At 51.3% G+C, this 14,372-nt stretch carries 17 protein-coding genes and 1 other RNA gene; 13 read left to right on the top strand and 5 right to left on the bottom strand.

Annotated elements, in window-relative coordinates:
• Positions 1-350: 350 nt before the first annotated feature.
• From rnpB to sph, 8 genes are all read left to right on the top strand, one after another.
• Positions 351-715, top strand: an RNA gene (gene rnpB, locus B3P58_RS04110) — RNase P RNA component class A.
• A gap of 266 nt (positions 716-981) precedes the next feature.
• Positions 982-1,119, top strand: a complete 138-nt coding sequence (locus B3P58_RS20745; protein WP_414716559.1) for a zinc ribbon domain-containing protein — start codon at positions 982-984, stop codon at positions 1,117-1,119.
• Positions 1,120-1,194: 75 nt separating this feature from the next.
• The gene (locus B3P58_RS04105; RefSeq protein WP_225690980.1) at positions 1,195-1,659 is read left to right on the top strand and encodes a GNAT family N-acetyltransferase; all 465 of its coding nucleotides are present in this window, start codon (positions 1,195-1,197) and stop codon (positions 1,657-1,659) included.
• A gap of 185 nt (positions 1,660-1,844) precedes the next feature.
• Complete coding sequence (locus B3P58_RS04100; protein ID WP_286716201.1) at positions 1,845-2,429, top strand: DUF6151 family protein; 585 nt, start codon at positions 1,845-1,847, stop codon at positions 2,427-2,429.
• Between the two features lie 77 nt (positions 2,430-2,506).
• Positions 2,507-3,286, top strand: coding sequence for a nucleotidyltransferase domain-containing protein (locus tag B3P58_RS04095; protein WP_286716199.1), 780 nt, complete (start codon positions 2,507-2,509; stop codon positions 3,284-3,286).
• 64 nt (positions 3,287-3,350) lie between these two features.
• Positions 3,351-3,689 (top strand): hypothetical protein, encoded by a 339-nt coding sequence (locus B3P58_RS04090; RefSeq protein WP_286716198.1) that lies wholly within the window; start codon positions 3,351-3,353, stop codon positions 3,687-3,689.
• 59 nt (positions 3,690-3,748) lie between these two features.
• A complete protein-coding gene (locus B3P58_RS04085; protein WP_286716197.1) occupies positions 3,749-4,153 on the top strand; it encodes a DUF1801 domain-containing protein in 405 nt (134 codons plus the stop codon).
• 254 nt (positions 4,154-4,407) lie between these two features.
• Entirely contained in the window at positions 4,408-5,988 is a 1,581-nt protein-coding gene (gene sph, locus B3P58_RS04080; RefSeq protein WP_286716195.1) for a sphingomyelin phosphodiesterase, read from the top strand.
• Positions 5,989-6,146: 158 nt separating this feature from the next.
• Here the strand turns inward: sph and B3P58_RS04075 are convergent, their stop codons facing one another.
• Complete coding sequence (locus B3P58_RS04075; protein WP_286716193.1) at positions 6,147-7,061, bottom strand: LysR family transcriptional regulator; 915 nt, start codon at positions 7,059-7,061, stop codon at positions 6,147-6,149.
• Positions 7,062-7,183: 122 nt separating this feature from the next.
• Between B3P58_RS04075 and B3P58_RS04070 the strand changes: the two genes are divergently transcribed.
• A complete protein-coding gene (locus B3P58_RS04070) occupies positions 7,184-7,897 on the top strand; it encodes an NAD(P)-dependent oxidoreductase (protein WP_286716191.1) in 714 nt (237 codons plus the stop codon).
• A gap of 11 nt (positions 7,898-7,908) precedes the next feature.
• A complete protein-coding gene (locus B3P58_RS04065) occupies positions 7,909-8,295 on the top strand; it encodes a hypothetical protein (protein WP_286716189.1) in 387 nt (128 codons plus the stop codon).
• A gap of 8 nt (positions 8,296-8,303) precedes the next feature.
• On the opposite strand, the gene B3P58_RS04060 is transcribed toward B3P58_RS04065, so the two are convergent.
• Complete coding sequence (locus B3P58_RS04060; RefSeq protein WP_225690989.1) at positions 8,304-8,777, bottom strand: methyltransferase family protein; 474 nt, start codon at positions 8,775-8,777, stop codon at positions 8,304-8,306.
• A gap of 208 nt (positions 8,778-8,985) precedes the next feature.
• Between B3P58_RS04060 and hemH the strand changes: the two genes are divergently transcribed.
• The 3 genes from hemH (at position 8,986) to B3P58_RS04045 (ending at position 11,603) form a co-directional block, all read left to right on the top strand.
• Positions 8,986-9,981 (top strand): ferrochelatase, encoded by a 996-nt coding sequence (hemH, locus tag B3P58_RS04055; protein WP_349676560.1) that lies wholly within the window; start codon positions 8,986-8,988, stop codon positions 9,979-9,981.
• A gap of 98 nt (positions 9,982-10,079) precedes the next feature.
• Complete coding sequence (locus tag B3P58_RS04050; RefSeq protein ID WP_286716186.1) at positions 10,080-10,559, top strand: NYN domain-containing protein; 480 nt, start codon at positions 10,080-10,082, stop codon at positions 10,557-10,559.
• Between the two features lie 225 nt (positions 10,560-10,784).
• On the top strand, positions 10,785-11,603 hold the full coding sequence (locus tag B3P58_RS04045) for a crotonase/enoyl-CoA hydratase family protein (RefSeq protein ID WP_225690992.1): 819 nt from the start codon (positions 10,785-10,787) through the stop codon (positions 11,601-11,603).
• Positions 11,604-11,664: 61 nt separating this feature from the next.
• Here the strand turns inward: B3P58_RS04045 and B3P58_RS04040 are convergent, their stop codons facing one another.
• The 3 genes from B3P58_RS04040 to rnk form a co-directional block, all read right to left on the bottom strand.
• Positions 11,665-12,750: a rhomboid family intramembrane serine protease gene (locus B3P58_RS04040; protein ID WP_286716184.1), complete on the bottom strand. Its 1,086-nt coding sequence runs from the start codon at positions 12,748-12,750 to the stop codon at positions 11,665-11,667.
• A complete protein-coding gene (locus B3P58_RS04035) occupies positions 12,743-13,354 on the bottom strand; it encodes a hypothetical protein (protein ID WP_286716183.1) in 612 nt (203 codons plus the stop codon). Before B3P58_RS04035 ends, B3P58_RS04040 begins: the two co-directional genes overlap by 8 nt.
• A gap of 233 nt (positions 13,355-13,587) precedes the next feature.
• Positions 13,588-14,001 carry a nucleoside diphosphate kinase regulator gene (rnk, locus tag B3P58_RS04030; RefSeq protein ID WP_286716182.1) on the bottom strand — a complete coding sequence of 138 codons (414 nt, stop codon included), beginning with the start codon at positions 13,999-14,001 and terminating at the stop codon, positions 13,588-13,590.
• Between the last annotated feature and the right edge of the window lie 371 nt (positions 14,002-14,372).

Raw genomic sequence — 14,372 nt, 5'->3', positions numbered from 1 at the left:
AAAAGAGCTGTACCAGAAAGCGCTGGAAATGCAGGGAAAAGCTTAAACACAGGTGCCTGCGGGTATTCCCCCGGCCGCAGACAATTGACTGAATACGATGGTTGATTCAGTGGGAGTGACTTTTAGTAGTGGGAGTGACTTTCAGTCACGATTATCAGCGCGGCAGAAATGCCGCTCCCACTGGTTTGGTTATTTCCCTTTCCTGCAGAACCGGTGCCCGAATACCGGTCTGGCTATTGTTTTCCTTTCCTGTAGATTCCGCGCCCGAATACCGGCTTAACGCCAGATGGTCTGGCTGGCGGGTTCAGTTTTTATAGCACTTACTCCGTATTCCTGTAGAATTCGCGCCCGGAGTCGGCCAGACAGTCGTCGCCCGCGCTGGCAACAGTGTGGGGGGAGGAAAGTCCGGGCTTCACAGGGCAGGGTGCCAGGTAACGCCTGGGGGGCGCGAGCCTACGACCAGTGCAACAGAGAGCAAACCGCCGATGGCCCGCGCAAGCGGGATCAGGTAAGGGTGAAAGGGTGCGGTAAGAGCGCACCGCGCGACTGGTAACAGTTCGTGGCACGGTAAACTCCACCCGAAGCAAGACCAAATAGGTTCCCTATAGGCGCGGCCCGCGCTGGGAACGGGTAGGTTGCTTGAGCCTGTGAGTGATTGCAGGCCTAGACGAATGACTGTCCACGACAGAACCCGGCTTATCGGCTGACTCCTTTTATTTTAAAGCCCATACAAATGCGAGTTTGTATGGGCTTTTTCTTTGGTCCTAAGCCGGTTCTGTCGGGACAGTGGCTGCCCACGACGACGATCCAGAAATTCAGGGCTTATCGGCTGACTCCTTTTATTTTAAAGCCCATACAAACGCGAGTTTGTATGGGCTTTTCTTTTTGTGGCAAGCCGGACCCTGTCGGTGTTGTGGGAGCGGATGTTATCCGCGATCGAAGTAGAACAGGCAGCTGGTTAACATCATCCGTTCGCCCTGAATAACGAGGAACGCGAAAATTTTCAATGTCGATAGTAAACAGTATATAAATATCACCTGTAAAAACTGTAAGTTTGTTGAAATGTATAAAGGCTCTGTTGGAGAGCTCTCAAATATTATAGATTTACTTGTTAATTAGCATAGAAATTCTCGTAAACCTATAGGCACACTAACTGAGCCGCTTAGCTTGTCGCGGCATGGTGAAACCAGCATTATGATTCCGGTAAAACTAAGAGATCTTCAACGTCAGGATAAAACAGCGGTTATGGCCATGCTTCAGGATTCCCGGGTTATGAGGTTTCTTGGGCCCCGCCGGGCTTTAACAGAAGATGAGGCGGATTCGTGGTTTGAGAATGCGCTTGATAACCCGTCACGTTTTGCTATTGCTCAATCTGATACTGATGAGTTCATCGGATTCTGCGGTGTTAAAGAGATCGAAGGTGTTTTGGACTTCGGCTATTTCATCAGATCGGAGTTCTGGGGTAATGGCATAGTGGTAAGGGCCTCCAGACTGGCGCTTGAAAGGTTGTCGGCTGAGATCGACACAGAGTCCGTTCAGGTTTTTATTGCTGACGATAATGTGGCAAGCAAGAGAGTGGCCCAGAAATTGGGCTGGCAGGTCACACACAATGGGACTAAGGATGGGGAGTATGGCGGATATTACCGGATCGTCCTGTAATGCATGAAAATGACCTGTGACTTTCCTCCGCTTTAACGCACCCCAAAGTAAAACCGACAGGCACTTAATGCCTGAGTATCAGAATGATCACCAGAAATAAGATTTAACTTTAATTAGTGTTAACAGGCCCTAAACATGCATCATAAAAGCTATCCAGATAGCATTGTTCAGTAACGAGTAAAAATATGCACAAAATTCAGTGTCAATGCGGGGCTCTTAGTGGTCATGTTCGGGGGGCCGGAACCTGTAGTCGGGTGGTATGTTACTGTGCCGACTGTCAGGCTTTTGCGAAATTTTTAGGCCGGGCAGGTGATGTTCTGGATGCACAGGGAGGGACTGAAATTGTGCAGTTGGCACAGCCCCGTGTGGTTTTTTCACAAGGTAAGGAGAATCTCGCGGCTGTGCGGCTTAGCGATCAGGGGATGATCCGCTGGTATGCCGCCTGCTGTAACACTCCCCTTGGTAATGCGCTGCCTGATCCTAAGGTTTCATTTATCGGCCTTATTCATTCGGTGCTGAATCGTGCAAAGATGGCCGAAGATTTTGGCAAGAATATCGCAATAGTCAATGTGGATTCTGCTATAGGAGAACCGAAGCCGAAGCAAAAAGGACTCCCCGGTATGATTGTAAGATTTTTGTGGATTATTTTATCCATGCGTATCGGTGCTAAGTATCGTAATTCTCCGCTTTTTACTGAGTCTGGTGAACCTGTTGTGTCACCCGTTATACTCAGTGGCGAAGAGTTAAATAATTTAAAAAATACCCTGTGATAAGGTGTTATGTATTTACAGCGTCACGGGCATAAGCCCTGTATCGACGGTGATTACCAGGTTAACCAGACATCATTATGATTGAACCCGCTGTTAAAAAAGAGATCCTTACCCGCATTGAAAATGCCGAAAAAGAGCACGGCGTCCGTGTTCTTTACGCGGTTGAATCGGGCAGCCGTGCCTGGGGGTTCGAGTCACCTAACAGTGATTACGATGTGCGGTTTATCTATGCACATCCTAAAGACTGGTATGTGGCGGTGGATCTGGAAGATAAGCGGGATGTTATCGAGTATCCGATTGTCGATGAAATCGACATCAACGGCTGGGATATCCGCAAAGCCTTAAAGCTGTTCTCGCGCTCGAATCCGGCCTTTGTCGAGTGGCTGCAGTCGCCCATTGTTTACCTTGATCGCGGTGATTTTGCGCACAGGTCGCGTGAGCTGCTGAGTACGGTCTATTGCGTTGAAAAAGGGATATACCATTACCGCAGCATGGCAAAAACGAACTACCGGGGTTATCTGCGTGATGATCTGGTGCCAATCAAGAAATACTTTTATGTATTACGCCCGTTGCTGTCCATTATGTGGCTGGAGAAGTATCGCGAGCCAGCACCCATTGAGTTTGAGACTCTGCGCCAGATGATTGCCGGCGACAGCAAACTGAATGGACAAATATCAGCATTATTGGAACGCAAGAAGATAAGCCTGGAAAAGGAACTTGCACCGCCGATTCCGGAGCTGAATCAGTTTATCGAATCTGAATTAGAGCGTCTGGAATCCTTTGCTGACCGTACAGGGAAAGAGCAGTCGGTAATGGATGAGCTGAATGCTTTATTTCACGCGAGTCTGGTTTTATAAAATGCTGAGAACCATGTTTTAGTTTGTTTATAGCTGATAGATTGCTTTTATATAGGGATTGATCATGAAATCGCTTCCGATATTGCTAATGTCATTTTTATTGGGTTGTGCGGGCCCAGGTTCAAATTCAGATTATTACCGCCTGAATTCCAAGGCAGGGTGGGAGCCTGGAGTGACACCAGATCAACTTCCACACTACGTAACCTGGAATAAAGCCATTGACACCCTGATTGATAACCCTGACAGCGTTGACCTGGTCGCTCAGGGGCACTCTTTACAGGTAAATATTATCCTCAAAGATAAAACACTTATTCAGACCATTGAGCCTGATATTGATACGATTTTTATGGTGATACGAAAATGCGGTTTACCCTGTGAGCACATCGGGCTGTTAACTGAGTAGGGGCTTCGGCTCTTATAAAAAAGAGCAGATTGGACACCAGATAACAGCAGAGATTTTGAATGGATAAGAACGTAAAAACCCGTTTCGATCAGTACCCGGACTCTGCCCGTCATCAGCTTTCCTCGTTGCGGAGCCTGATTTTTCAGACCGCTGAAAATCTGCAGTCAGGTGCCGTTGAAGAATCTCTGAAATGGGGTGAGCCTAGCTACAGTGCTAAAACAGGCAGCCCGATCCGGATCGGCTGGAAGCCTGATACTCCGCATAACTATTATCTGTTTTTTAACTGCAACACCAAACTCGTTGATACCTTCCGGGTTTTGTATGGCGATGTATTGGCGTTTCAGAGCAACAGGGCCATTGTATTAAACCTCTCCGCTGTGTTGCCTGAACCTGCGCTGCGCCATTGTATTGAGCTTGCCCTGACTTATAAGAAGCGCAGGCATTTGCTATTGCTGGGAGCCTGACAGACTCAGTTCCGTTGCGCTTTCAAAAAATCAGAAAGCCCATACAAATGTAAATTTGTATGGGCTTTTTCTTTGCCCCGAACCGGGGCTGGCTGCGCCTGGATAGCAGGCCACAGCCCCAGATTTCATGTTTACCTGAGATGCTGATATGAATTGGCACGATGGGACCATTTTTACTGGCTCCGTTGCTCTTTAGAATGACAGGTAGGGGAAGGGAATCCCAATCTGATAAACATAATAAATCCGGGATTAACATGACTCTGAAAAACGCTGCATTCAAACCGCTGATGGCCGCTTCTTTATTGCTGGCCGCTATGAGCAGTCAGGCCATGTCTGACACGCCAACCGTCACTCAGGAAGCCACGGCGCCCACTCCTGCACCCGAAACCCCTGCCAGCAATCTGGCGTATGCGGACGATTTAAAGCTGCTGGCCTACAACGTGTACATGTTGACCGGTGCTATTTCCGACTGGTCACAACAAACCCGTGCGGAACTGATTCTGCAATCGGACGTTATTCATGGGCACGACGCCATTATTCTTAACGAGCTTTTTGATAATGGGCCGGCGCAAACCCTGCTGGATGGCCTGAAAGGTCAGTATCCGTATCAGACTCCGGTACTGGGCCGCACCCAAAGCGGCTGGAATCAGACTCTGGGTGCATACAGTAGTACCGCTCCGGAAGATGGCGGGGTGGCTGTTGTCAGCCGCTGGCCTATTGAGGAAAAAATTCAGTACGTCTACAAGGACGGCTGCGGTGCAGACTGGTTAGCCAATAAAGGCTTTGTTTATATCCGTCTGGATAAAAATGGTCATGACTATCATGTGATTGGTACCCATGCCCAGGCCGAAGACGGCGCCTGTTCCGACCCGGCTGCCGTGCGTAAAAGTCAGTTCACCGAAATGCAGCAGTTTATTGCCAGCAAAAATATTCCGGCTGATCAGATTGTGTTTATTGGTGGCGACTTTAACGTAATTAAAAACAGTGCTGAGTACCCGGATATGCTGGAAACCCTGCATGTGAATGCACCGGATGCCTACGCTGGATTTGATACATCCTGGGACCCGGAATCCAACGGTATTGCCGCCTATAATTATCCGGACCTGCCCAGCGAATACCTCGATTATATTTTTGTTTCCCGTGATCATGCGCAGCCAACTTACTGGCATAACCAGTCGCTGGACGTGACCTCGCCACGCTGGGAAAACAAAAATTATCAGTATCAGGAACTGTCCGATCATTATCCGATTGCCGGTTTCTCCTATGCCGATGACAACACCCGCACCGAAAGCTACCGCTTTGTGAATCAGCCTTATTCCGCCGTGAAATTCCGTAACCAGGCCAATGGCGCTTATATCAAAATTAACGCCAGCGATAACGACGGCTGGATTAAGGTGAATGGCAGTGCCAGCGATGCGGCAGCCAGTTTTAATCTGGATAACTGGTATCCGAAAAACCGCGCTTTCTGTATTCGCAGTAACGACTTTGTGCAGGTACAGGGTAATCTGCGTGCCGGTTCCTACTGGAACTGGTGGCTTGGCGGTGGTGGCGGTAATTATGCTTACTTTACCAAACAGGATAATGCCTCCAATAAATTACGTATCCGTATTCTGAATGACGATGGCGACTGTCTGAAAAACGGCGATCAGGTGGTATTTGTTGACCGCGATACGGTGAGCGGCAAAGATTATTATCTGCAGCGCTGGCCGTCAGGTTCCTGGACCGATCATCTGTATATGTGGTCGGGTTCGGTAGGCGCTAACGAAACCTTCACTGTTGAAATGGGTGTGGGTGAGAAGCAGGACTGGACGTCAAAATTGCGCTACGTGCAGTAATTGTCAGGCTTCGGTCTGATGGAAAATGGCGTGCTACGGCACGCCATTTTTTTATTTGTCTTTCACCGTATCAGTCACTGATTCTGTCATTGGTTCAGTGGAGAATTGGTATTTTCCAGCGTTAACCGCCCTGAAACGCTGCTGGTTAAAAGCCTTTATTAATTCTCCTCCGTCAGCATCTCCGCCAACAAATCAAATACCCGCTTAACTCGCGGATTGGTGCGCAATTCCCGGTGGCAGACCAGCCACAGCGGTACGGTTACCGGTGCGCCGCGTTCGCTGAAGGCGCGACGGAATGCGGGCTCGGCATCGCCAATCTGTTGCGGAAAAAAGCCAAGGCCATTGCCTTGTTTGACGAGTTGCCATTGCAGCATCTGAAAGGTAGTGACGATGGAAAAATTCTTCTGGCTCAGCTGCCAGCCATGCTGGTTAAGAATATTCATCAGTCTGTCGTTACGTTCAAAACCGATAATCTGAATATGTGGGTCAATGCTTGTTTTGCTCTTGCCGGCAGTCTTATTAACCGTATCCAGATTATTAAGGTACTCGTGGCTGCCGTACAGCCAGATAGGTTCGTCGGCGAGTTTCCTGACGATTAAATCGGGCTGTTCGGGGCGGAGGCTGCGGATAGCAATATCGGCTTCACGCCGCTGTAAATCGCTGATGTTGTTGGAGACCACAATTTCCAGCTGGATGCCGGGTTCGCGCTGGCGGATAGCGTCGATTACGGCGGGCAGGCGGAATATGGCGTCAATTTCACTGGCGGCAATACAGACCGGGCCTTCGGTCAGTTGTGATTGCCCGGCGGCCGTTAAAGCAAAGCGGTTGGCGGCTTCACCCATGGGGCGCAGGTGCTCAAGCAGGGCAGCGCCGCTGTCGGTCAGCTGCAGTCCTTTACCGACCCGCTCAAACAGGGTGATGCCGAGTTCCTGTTCCAGTGCCGCGACCTGACGGCTGAGGGTGGGCTGGCTGGTATTGAGCAGACGTGCGGCGGCCGACAGCGAGCCTTGCTCAGCGCTGATTAAAAACGCGCGGGCGTGGTTCCAGTCGAAGTTTACCGAGCCCCAGTCCATAGTCTTCCCTCCTTAAATTCATTGTGCTTATACAGATATGTATATGAATGATGCAACTTTAGCGGATTTCTATACGTTTTTCGTATGGATAAGCTGGGCAAACTGAAATGAGGGCTCAGGCTATGAAGAAAATCTGCATCGTTGGTATCTCGGGCAAACTTGGCCAGTATATGACCGAACACGCGCTGGCACGGGGTTATGAAGTGGTGGGCGTTTGCCGCCCGCAAAGTGTCGCTAAGCTCAGCCGCTTTGCCGGACAGATCCGTATTTTTCCCGGTCGTACGGATGAGCGCGAGGTTATCCGTGCGGCGGTCGCCGATTGTGATGCGGTGCTGACGGTGCTGGTGCCCTGGGGCGTGCAGGGCTACGCCACCAACACGGCGCAGGCGGTGCTGGATTTTGCTCCGGCGGAGGCACGCCTGGTGTTTTCCTGCGGCTGGCATATTTCACGCGATGGTAAAGACCGTTATTCCTGGCAGCTGCGGTTATTCGTCGCGCTGTTCGGGCGGCTGGCACGCTGGTTACGGCTGGCGGATCTGAGTGATCAGGAAGAGGCCTGCCGCCGGGTGTTTAACAGTAAAAGTCGCTGGACAGTGGTGCGCGGCAGCGATCTGGAAGAGGGCGAGTCGGAGGGATTACCGCGCTGGAGCGAACATGTGGGCGATGCCGTTCTGGCCAGTAATCTGACCCGGCGTACCGACTTTGCGCTGTTTATGGTGCATGCTGTGGAAGATGACAGTCTGATTCAGCAGGCGCCGGCGATTGTTGGCTGCCGGGCGCCGTCAGCTCTGATGGCCAGAGCCGACGGAAAATATCAGAAGCCACTCAGCGGCTGAGGAGATACAGGATGGATGCAGCAGCAGCGCAGGCCCTGTTGAAGGGCGCCTGCTTACAACAGGCCAGTCCGGCTGACAAAATAATGCAGGCCACAGAGCGTGCAGGTTATCTGGATATTGCAGGCCTTAATCTGCAGTTTGATCGTGGCCATCTGGCGGTTTTTAATCCGCTGCGTTTGTTGTGCGACAGTGGCGTCGCCCTGAGTTTGCCGGCTTTGATTGGCTGTCGCATTACCTCGGTCAGCCTCAGCGAGGATGATCTGGAACTGCTGTTCGATGACCGCCTGTTATTACGAATTTCTTTGCGCGATGAAGATTACACCGGGCCCGAAGCCGCGGTGTTTTACGCGCCGCCTGACACTGGGTGTGTAAATGCCGCTCCGCTGATGGTGTTCTGAATACGGCCTTACAGCCAGCGCCTTACCCGCTGACAGTAAGCGCGGTATTCGTCGCCGAATAATTCGCTCAGGGCTTTTTCTTCGGCCTCAATCTGAAAGTGATTCATATAAGACATAAACAGCGGAATGCACAGCGCGCTCAGGTAATTACCCAGCACCATCGCCAGCGCGCCAAGCAGCAGTACGAAGCCTGTATACATGGGGTTACGGCTCAGGCGATAAACCCCGGTCTGCACCAATGTGCTGGCCTGTTGCGGGCGCATCGGATTAACGGTGGTGCGGGCACGGCGGAAGCTGGCAACTCCGGCCAGGCAGAAGACGGCGCCGGCGAAAAACAGGGCAAGCGTGATAACCAATAGCGGAGAGCGCAGGCCATGCCAGCCGCTGATATGACCGGTACGCAACATCACCGGCAATAACATCAGCAAGGCGGTAAGGCCAGCCAGCAGCAGTGGCGGTATTTTTAACTGCAGAAATTTCATCGCTGTACTCCATCATGGGGTTGCTGCGCGCAATCGGCAGACACTGGCATCATGACAGAGTTATTCCCCCTGTATACAGACCTGAATTTCACCCAATACCGGCTTGCCTTATCGGCTTTCATCAGCCGGATCAGATAATCACGGATGACCCTCTGCCACGGTTCCGATAAACTTAGGCAAAACTTATACAAGGCAGGAGATTACGCCCGTGAATTTGCCTCAACGCCCGCCTTTTGGCGTGCTGCTCGCCAACCTTGGTACTCCCGAAGCGCCGACACCGAAGGCCGTGCGCGAATATCTGGCTGAATTTCTCTGGGATAAGCGCGTGGTCGATGTGCCACGGCCGTTGTGGTGGCTGATTCTGCATGGCGTGATTCTGCGCATTCGTCCGGGCCGGGTGGCCAAGGCTTATGCCTCGGTCTGGGGCGAGCATGGTTCACCGCTGATGACCATTTCCCGTGCCCAGCAGCAGGCTCTTAAAGAGGCCTTAAAGGCACAGTATGGTTGCGATATTCCGGTGGTACTGGCGATGACCTACGGCCAGCCGTCGATGGAGCAGGCCGGGCGCGAATTGCGCGCCGCCGGCGTCGATAAAATGCTGGTGCTGCCGCTGTATCCGCAGTTTTCTTCCAGCACCACAGCGGCGGTGTTTGATCGTCTGGCTAAGGCGCTGAAGCCTTGTCCGCATCTGCCAGAAACCCGCTGGGTCAACGAATACCATCAGCACCCGGCGTACATCAAAGCGCTGGCTGATTCGGTGCGCGAATACTGGGCTGAGCACGGTCAGGGCGACCGTTTACTGATGTCGTTTCACGGTATTCCGCAGCGTTATGAAGACCGTGGTGATCCGTATCCGTCACAGTGTCGGGCAACTGCACAGGCGCTGGCTGCCGAGCTTGGATTAAACGAAGAACAGTGGCTGTGCTCGTTTCAGTCGCGTTTTGGCCGGGAAGAGTGGGTGAAGCCTTATACCGATTTTACCCTCACCGACTGGGGTAAAGCCGGTGTTGGCCGGGTGGATGTGATCAGCCCGGCTTTTGCTGCCGACTGTCTGGAAACCCTGGAAGAGCTGGATGTGGAAAACCGCGAAACCTTCCTGCATAACGGCGGCCGCGAGTATCACTATATTCCCTGTCTGAATGACCGTGCCGATCATATCGGTATGATGGCGCAGCTGGTGAAGGACAATACGCAGGGCTGGTAATTCAGCGTGCGCCTCCCCGCGCTTCTCGGCTCTTGCTGCGGCCTGATTTACTGGGCCGCTTTTTCTTTTTATCGGTGCTTATCTCCTGTGGTGAATTTATGAAAGAACGCATTGCCCTGTTTGTCGATGTGCAGAATATTTATTACACCACGCGCCAGACCTTCGGCTGCCATTTTAATTATCAGGCCTTCTGGGATCAGCTGGCCGGCGGGCGCGAAGTAGTGCGCGCGGTGGCCTATGCCATCGACCGTGGTGATGCGGCGCAGATGAATTTTCAGCGCATTCTGCACAATATCGGTTTTGAAGTACGGCTTAAGCCTTTTATTCAGCGCCGCGATGGCTCGGCCAAAGGCGACTGGGATGTGGGCATCACCATTGATTTACTGGATGCCGCGCCTGAAGCCGATATCGTGGTGCTGGCCTCCGGAGATGGCGATTTTGATCTGGCACTGGAGCGGGTTAAACGCAGCGGTGCCCAGGCCTGGGCTTTTGGTGTTGAGGCGTTAACCGCCCAGGCGCTGATTAAAGCTGCCGACCGCTTTATTGCTATTGATGAGTCGCTGCTGCTGCGACGCTGAGTTTTATTTTCCGATGTGGGGCTGCCTTATTCCGGCATTTGGCTGTCTGTCGCGCCTTATTTGCTGAGCGCTGCGCTTTTGGGTTTCTGATCTGTTCAGATTGATCATGGCTGGTCGTCATTATCTGTGAAATCATCACCACACTTTTTGATGCTTTGCCGTTAACCGGGCTGTAACAACAGCGGCCGGAGACGGCCTCAACCGTATAAACCATCTGGAAACCTTATGAGCAGCACCGACCGTATTCTCTGCGAAATCAAAGATCATATTGCTTACGTGTATATGAACCGCCCGGAAAAACTCAACGGGCTGGATATGCCGATGTTTAAAGAGATGATCGCCTGTGCGAAAAAACTGCGTAAAAACCGCAGCGTGCGCGCCGTTATTCTGGCCGCCAAAGGCGACTCTTTCTGTGCCGGTCTGGATTTTAAAGCGCTGAGCAAAGATCCGATGATGGTGCCTAAAGTCTTTTTAAAATGGCCCTGGACCAAACAGAATATCGCCCAGCAGATTGCCCATTGCTGGCGTGACCTGCCGGTGCCGGTGATCTGTGCCATTCACGGTAACTGCTTCGGTGGCGGTATGCAGATTGCGCTGGCCTGCGATTACCGTATCGCCACACCGGATGCCAACTTATCTATTATGGAAATGAAGTGGGGCCTGATTCCGGATATGAGCGGTATGGTGACGCTGTCACGCTTAACCCGCGTGGATATCGCCCAGGAACTGACCATGACCGGCCGTCAGTTCAGCGCGCAGGAAGGCTATGAATATGGTCTGCTCAGCAAGCTGTCGGCCGATCCGCTGGCTGATGCTCAGGCACTGGCAGAAGTGATTGCCAGCAAATCACCGGATGCCATTGCCGCTACCAAATATTTATTCAAAAAATCCTGGAAAGCCGATACCTGGAAAGCACTGCGCTGGGAGCGTTGGGTGCAGGCACGTTTACTGGGACGTAAAAATCAGCGTATTGCCATGGCCAATGGTCTGGCTGGTAAAGATAAAGAGCCAAAACCTTTTAAAGACCGTACGTCTTTTAAATAATAAAAGTTCCGGACGAAAAAACGGGCGCTGTAAGCGCCCGTTTTTTTATGCCGGATACTATTCAGCGCAGTAGCTGAGCGTGTGGTTTCGCCAGCATAGCAATCACCGGATTACGGTTCATCACGTAATTTTTCAGTATCAGTGCAATAACAACACCGATAATAAAACCACCGACGTGTGCCCAGTAATCGATACCACCGCCACCAACGGCCATACCAAACAGGTTAATGCCTAACCAGATCAGGAAGTACCATGCTGCGGACAGCTTTTTCTGCCAGACCAGAATCATAAAGGTCAGGCTGGCATGGCGGAACCAGATCATATACATACCAAACAGACCGGCAATTGCACCGCTGGCGCCGACACTTGGAATGGTGCTGTTCCAGTTCATGCCGATACTGAAGGCACTGGCCCCCAGACCACAGATCAGATACAGACCAAGGAAGCGCCAGCGACCAAGCGCATCCTCGAGGTTGTCACCGGTCAGCCAGAGGAAGTACATATTGCCAAGCAGGTGCACCAGGCTGCCGTGCAGAAAGGTTGCTGTTAATGGTGTCCATAGATGTTCGCCGTGGGCAAAATCCGATGGCGTGCTGGCAAACAGCTCAAACACCTGCATGGTCATTTCTTCGTCGAAGGCGTAAGAGAAGTAGATCAGGCAGTTGATAATAATCAGTGCCCAGGTCACCACCGGGGTACGATGCGGTTTAACGTTATATTCCACCGGCATTTGTGACAAAAACTGGAACAGCCAGGTTTTCCAACTGGTTTTCTGGTTGATGTTGTTTAATACATCACGCAGGCGTGGCGAGTGCTTAACTTCTTCCAGTTCGTCGTGGTCAATCCAGGTGCCGTCACACTTATGACAGATATCGACCTCCACCTGAAAAGATTCAAGCAGATGGTAGTTGTACAGCTTGGCGTTGCACTGCGGACAGTCGGCATCGGTTTGTCCCAGACGCTTGCCCAGCTGTTCTTCAAACTGGACGGCATCGTCACCATTATCAAAGGCCGATAACAGAGAATTCAGCTCGTTTTTTTCAAACCACATACCGCCGCATTTACGGCAGACATCCAGCTCTTCACCTTCATAGGCCATTGGCGTCAGCAGAGAATTGCTGCAACGCGGGCAATATTTATTACTCACTGGCAATATCCTTCTCTTCGCGGACGTCAACGTTATAGACCATCAGTTCGTCTGCCAGTTTATTGCTGTTTGCTGCCAACTTAGGCAAGACGTTTTTTTCCATGTTATCGAGCTGTTCAACCAGCAGCTTGGTCGCGTAGGTTGGCCCATAGGTGAACTTTTCGCGCTTCTCAATCAGATCATCCACATTACGGTAGAAATTCTGAATCTCGCTGAGGAAATAGCTCGGGGTTTCCAGTGTGTTGGGCGAGTATTTCATCGTCTCCCACACATAACGGCTGATTTTCGGGTTGTTCTGCTTCAGTTCCTGCACAGAAATTCCGCGGGAAAAATACTCTTCATTGTATTTGCGCAGAATTTCGACATTGGTGTTGACTTCGTCGTATAAGGACTGACGCAGATAGTAGTTGGTTTCTTTGCTGGTGATATCATCAAACAGGATGGCTTGCTGCAAACCGGCCTGAGCGGCCAGATACACACCGGCAATAGTGGCCGCAATCATTAATAAATGACCGATCCAGAAGCCGGAGCTGGTAAGATCCCTGTGGTCCGCATGTGCCAGTTTTTCTTTCACCGGCCGACTGAGTACGGATAAAACTTTCATTGGCATTCGCCTCCCTGTATGAATTCAGAGCGGCATTATAGCGACTGAAACGCAGCTGCCATACAGCGCTGACATGAAAATAACAAATATATTAATGCTTAGGTGCGAGGAGTCTGGATAAAGATGCCAGACACCGTGGATTATCGACGCATTTTATCGGCATTATTTATCTGAAAAGAGACGTGGTTCACAGACGCAGGGCGCCATTAACTACAGGCACCCCGCGAGGAAAATCAGCGGTGGAATTCACCGGCACTTTCCGGTTGATACAGAATCTCTCCGATAGAGACCTGCATCGCCTTGCCGCTGGGACCTGGCCACTCAATTTCATCGCCAACCGACAGACCAAGCAGGGCACTGCCGACCGGCGCCAGAATAGAAATTGTACCGCCCGTGGTGTCCATGTCTTTTGGATACACCAGCGTCAGACAGAATTCCTCCTGCGTATTTTTTACCTGAAAACGCACGGTAGAATTCATGGTAACAACAGTTGCCGGAACATCGCGCGGTGCGACAATCTGAGCCCGTTCCAGCTCTTCTTCCAGCTCATTCATTCCCGGGAAGGCTTTGCCGGGCAGGGAATCCAATAAACGTTCCAGGCGCTCCAGATCAAGACTGGAAATAATAATGTTCGGCTTGCTGCTCATAAAACTGACCTGTTTGTAGGTAAGGCCCGCATGAAAAAAACGCCCCGCAGCAGAGCTGCGGAGCGAATAAGGGATTACGGGAATAAAGATTAAGTTACAATTGTGTTAATAATAAAGCAAGGGGTCATAAACGGCCATGGTATGAATGCTGCGGTGCTTATGTTTTGTCTTGCTTTCTGCCAATAAAACTACTGGTCCGGTTTACCCGAATTGTGTCCACCTGAGCGTAAAGACCGGCTTAATGCGGCTTTTACTCTTCGCCAATAAAACCGCCGGTCCGGTTTGTCTGAAATGAGCCCAGAGTGGGCGCAAAGACCGGCTTACTCTTCATCATTTAATCTTCGCCAATAAAGCCGCCGGTCCGGTTTGTC

The sequence above is a fragment of the Thalassolituus sp. UBA2009 genome, from assembly GCF_002335285.1.
GTDB classification, from domain to species: domain Bacteria; phylum Pseudomonadota; class Gammaproteobacteria; order Pseudomonadales; family Oceanobacteraceae; genus Venatoribacter; species Venatoribacter alkanivorans.
This window is presented reverse-complemented; position numbering and strand designations above follow the sequence as displayed.

Coding starts and splice junctions, on each gene's coding strand:
- B3P58_RS04105 (WP_225690980.1), top strand. CDS start 1,195: ATGATTCCGGTAAAACTAAGAGATCTTCAACGTCAGGATAAAACAGCG.
- B3P58_RS04100 (WP_286716201.1), top strand. CDS start 1,845: ATGCACAAAATTCAGTGTCAATGCGGGGCTCTTAGTGGTCATGTTCGG.
- B3P58_RS04095 (WP_286716199.1), top strand. CDS start 2,507: ATGATTGAACCCGCTGTTAAAAAAGAGATCCTTACCCGCATTGAAAAT.
- B3P58_RS04090 (WP_286716198.1), top strand. CDS start 3,351: ATGAAATCGCTTCCGATATTGCTAATGTCATTTTTATTGGGTTGTGCG.
- B3P58_RS04085 (WP_286716197.1), top strand. CDS start 3,749: ATGGATAAGAACGTAAAAACCCGTTTCGATCAGTACCCGGACTCTGCC.
- sph (WP_286716195.1), top strand. CDS start 4,408: ATGACTCTGAAAAACGCTGCATTCAAACCGCTGATGGCCGCTTCTTTA.
- B3P58_RS04075 (WP_286716193.1), bottom strand. CDS start 7,061: ATGGACTGGGGCTCGGTAAACTTCGACTGGAACCACGCCCGCGCGTTT.
- B3P58_RS04070 (WP_286716191.1), top strand. CDS start 7,184: ATGAAGAAAATCTGCATCGTTGGTATCTCGGGCAAACTTGGCCAGTAT.
- B3P58_RS04065 (WP_286716189.1), top strand. CDS start 7,909: ATGGATGCAGCAGCAGCGCAGGCCCTGTTGAAGGGCGCCTGCTTACAA.
- B3P58_RS04060 (WP_225690989.1), bottom strand. CDS start 8,777: ATGAAATTTCTGCAGTTAAAAATACCGCCACTGCTGCTGGCTGGCCTT.
- B3P58_RS04050 (WP_286716186.1), top strand. CDS start 10,080: ATGAAAGAACGCATTGCCCTGTTTGTCGATGTGCAGAATATTTATTAC.
- B3P58_RS04045 (WP_225690992.1), top strand. CDS start 10,785: ATGAGCAGCACCGACCGTATTCTCTGCGAAATCAAAGATCATATTGCT.
- B3P58_RS04035 (WP_286716183.1), bottom strand. CDS start 13,354: ATGAAAGTTTTATCCGTACTCAGTCGGCCGGTGAAAGAAAAACTGGCA.
- rnk (WP_286716182.1), bottom strand. CDS start 14,001: ATGAGCAGCAAGCCGAACATTATTATTTCCAGTCTTGATCTGGAGCGC.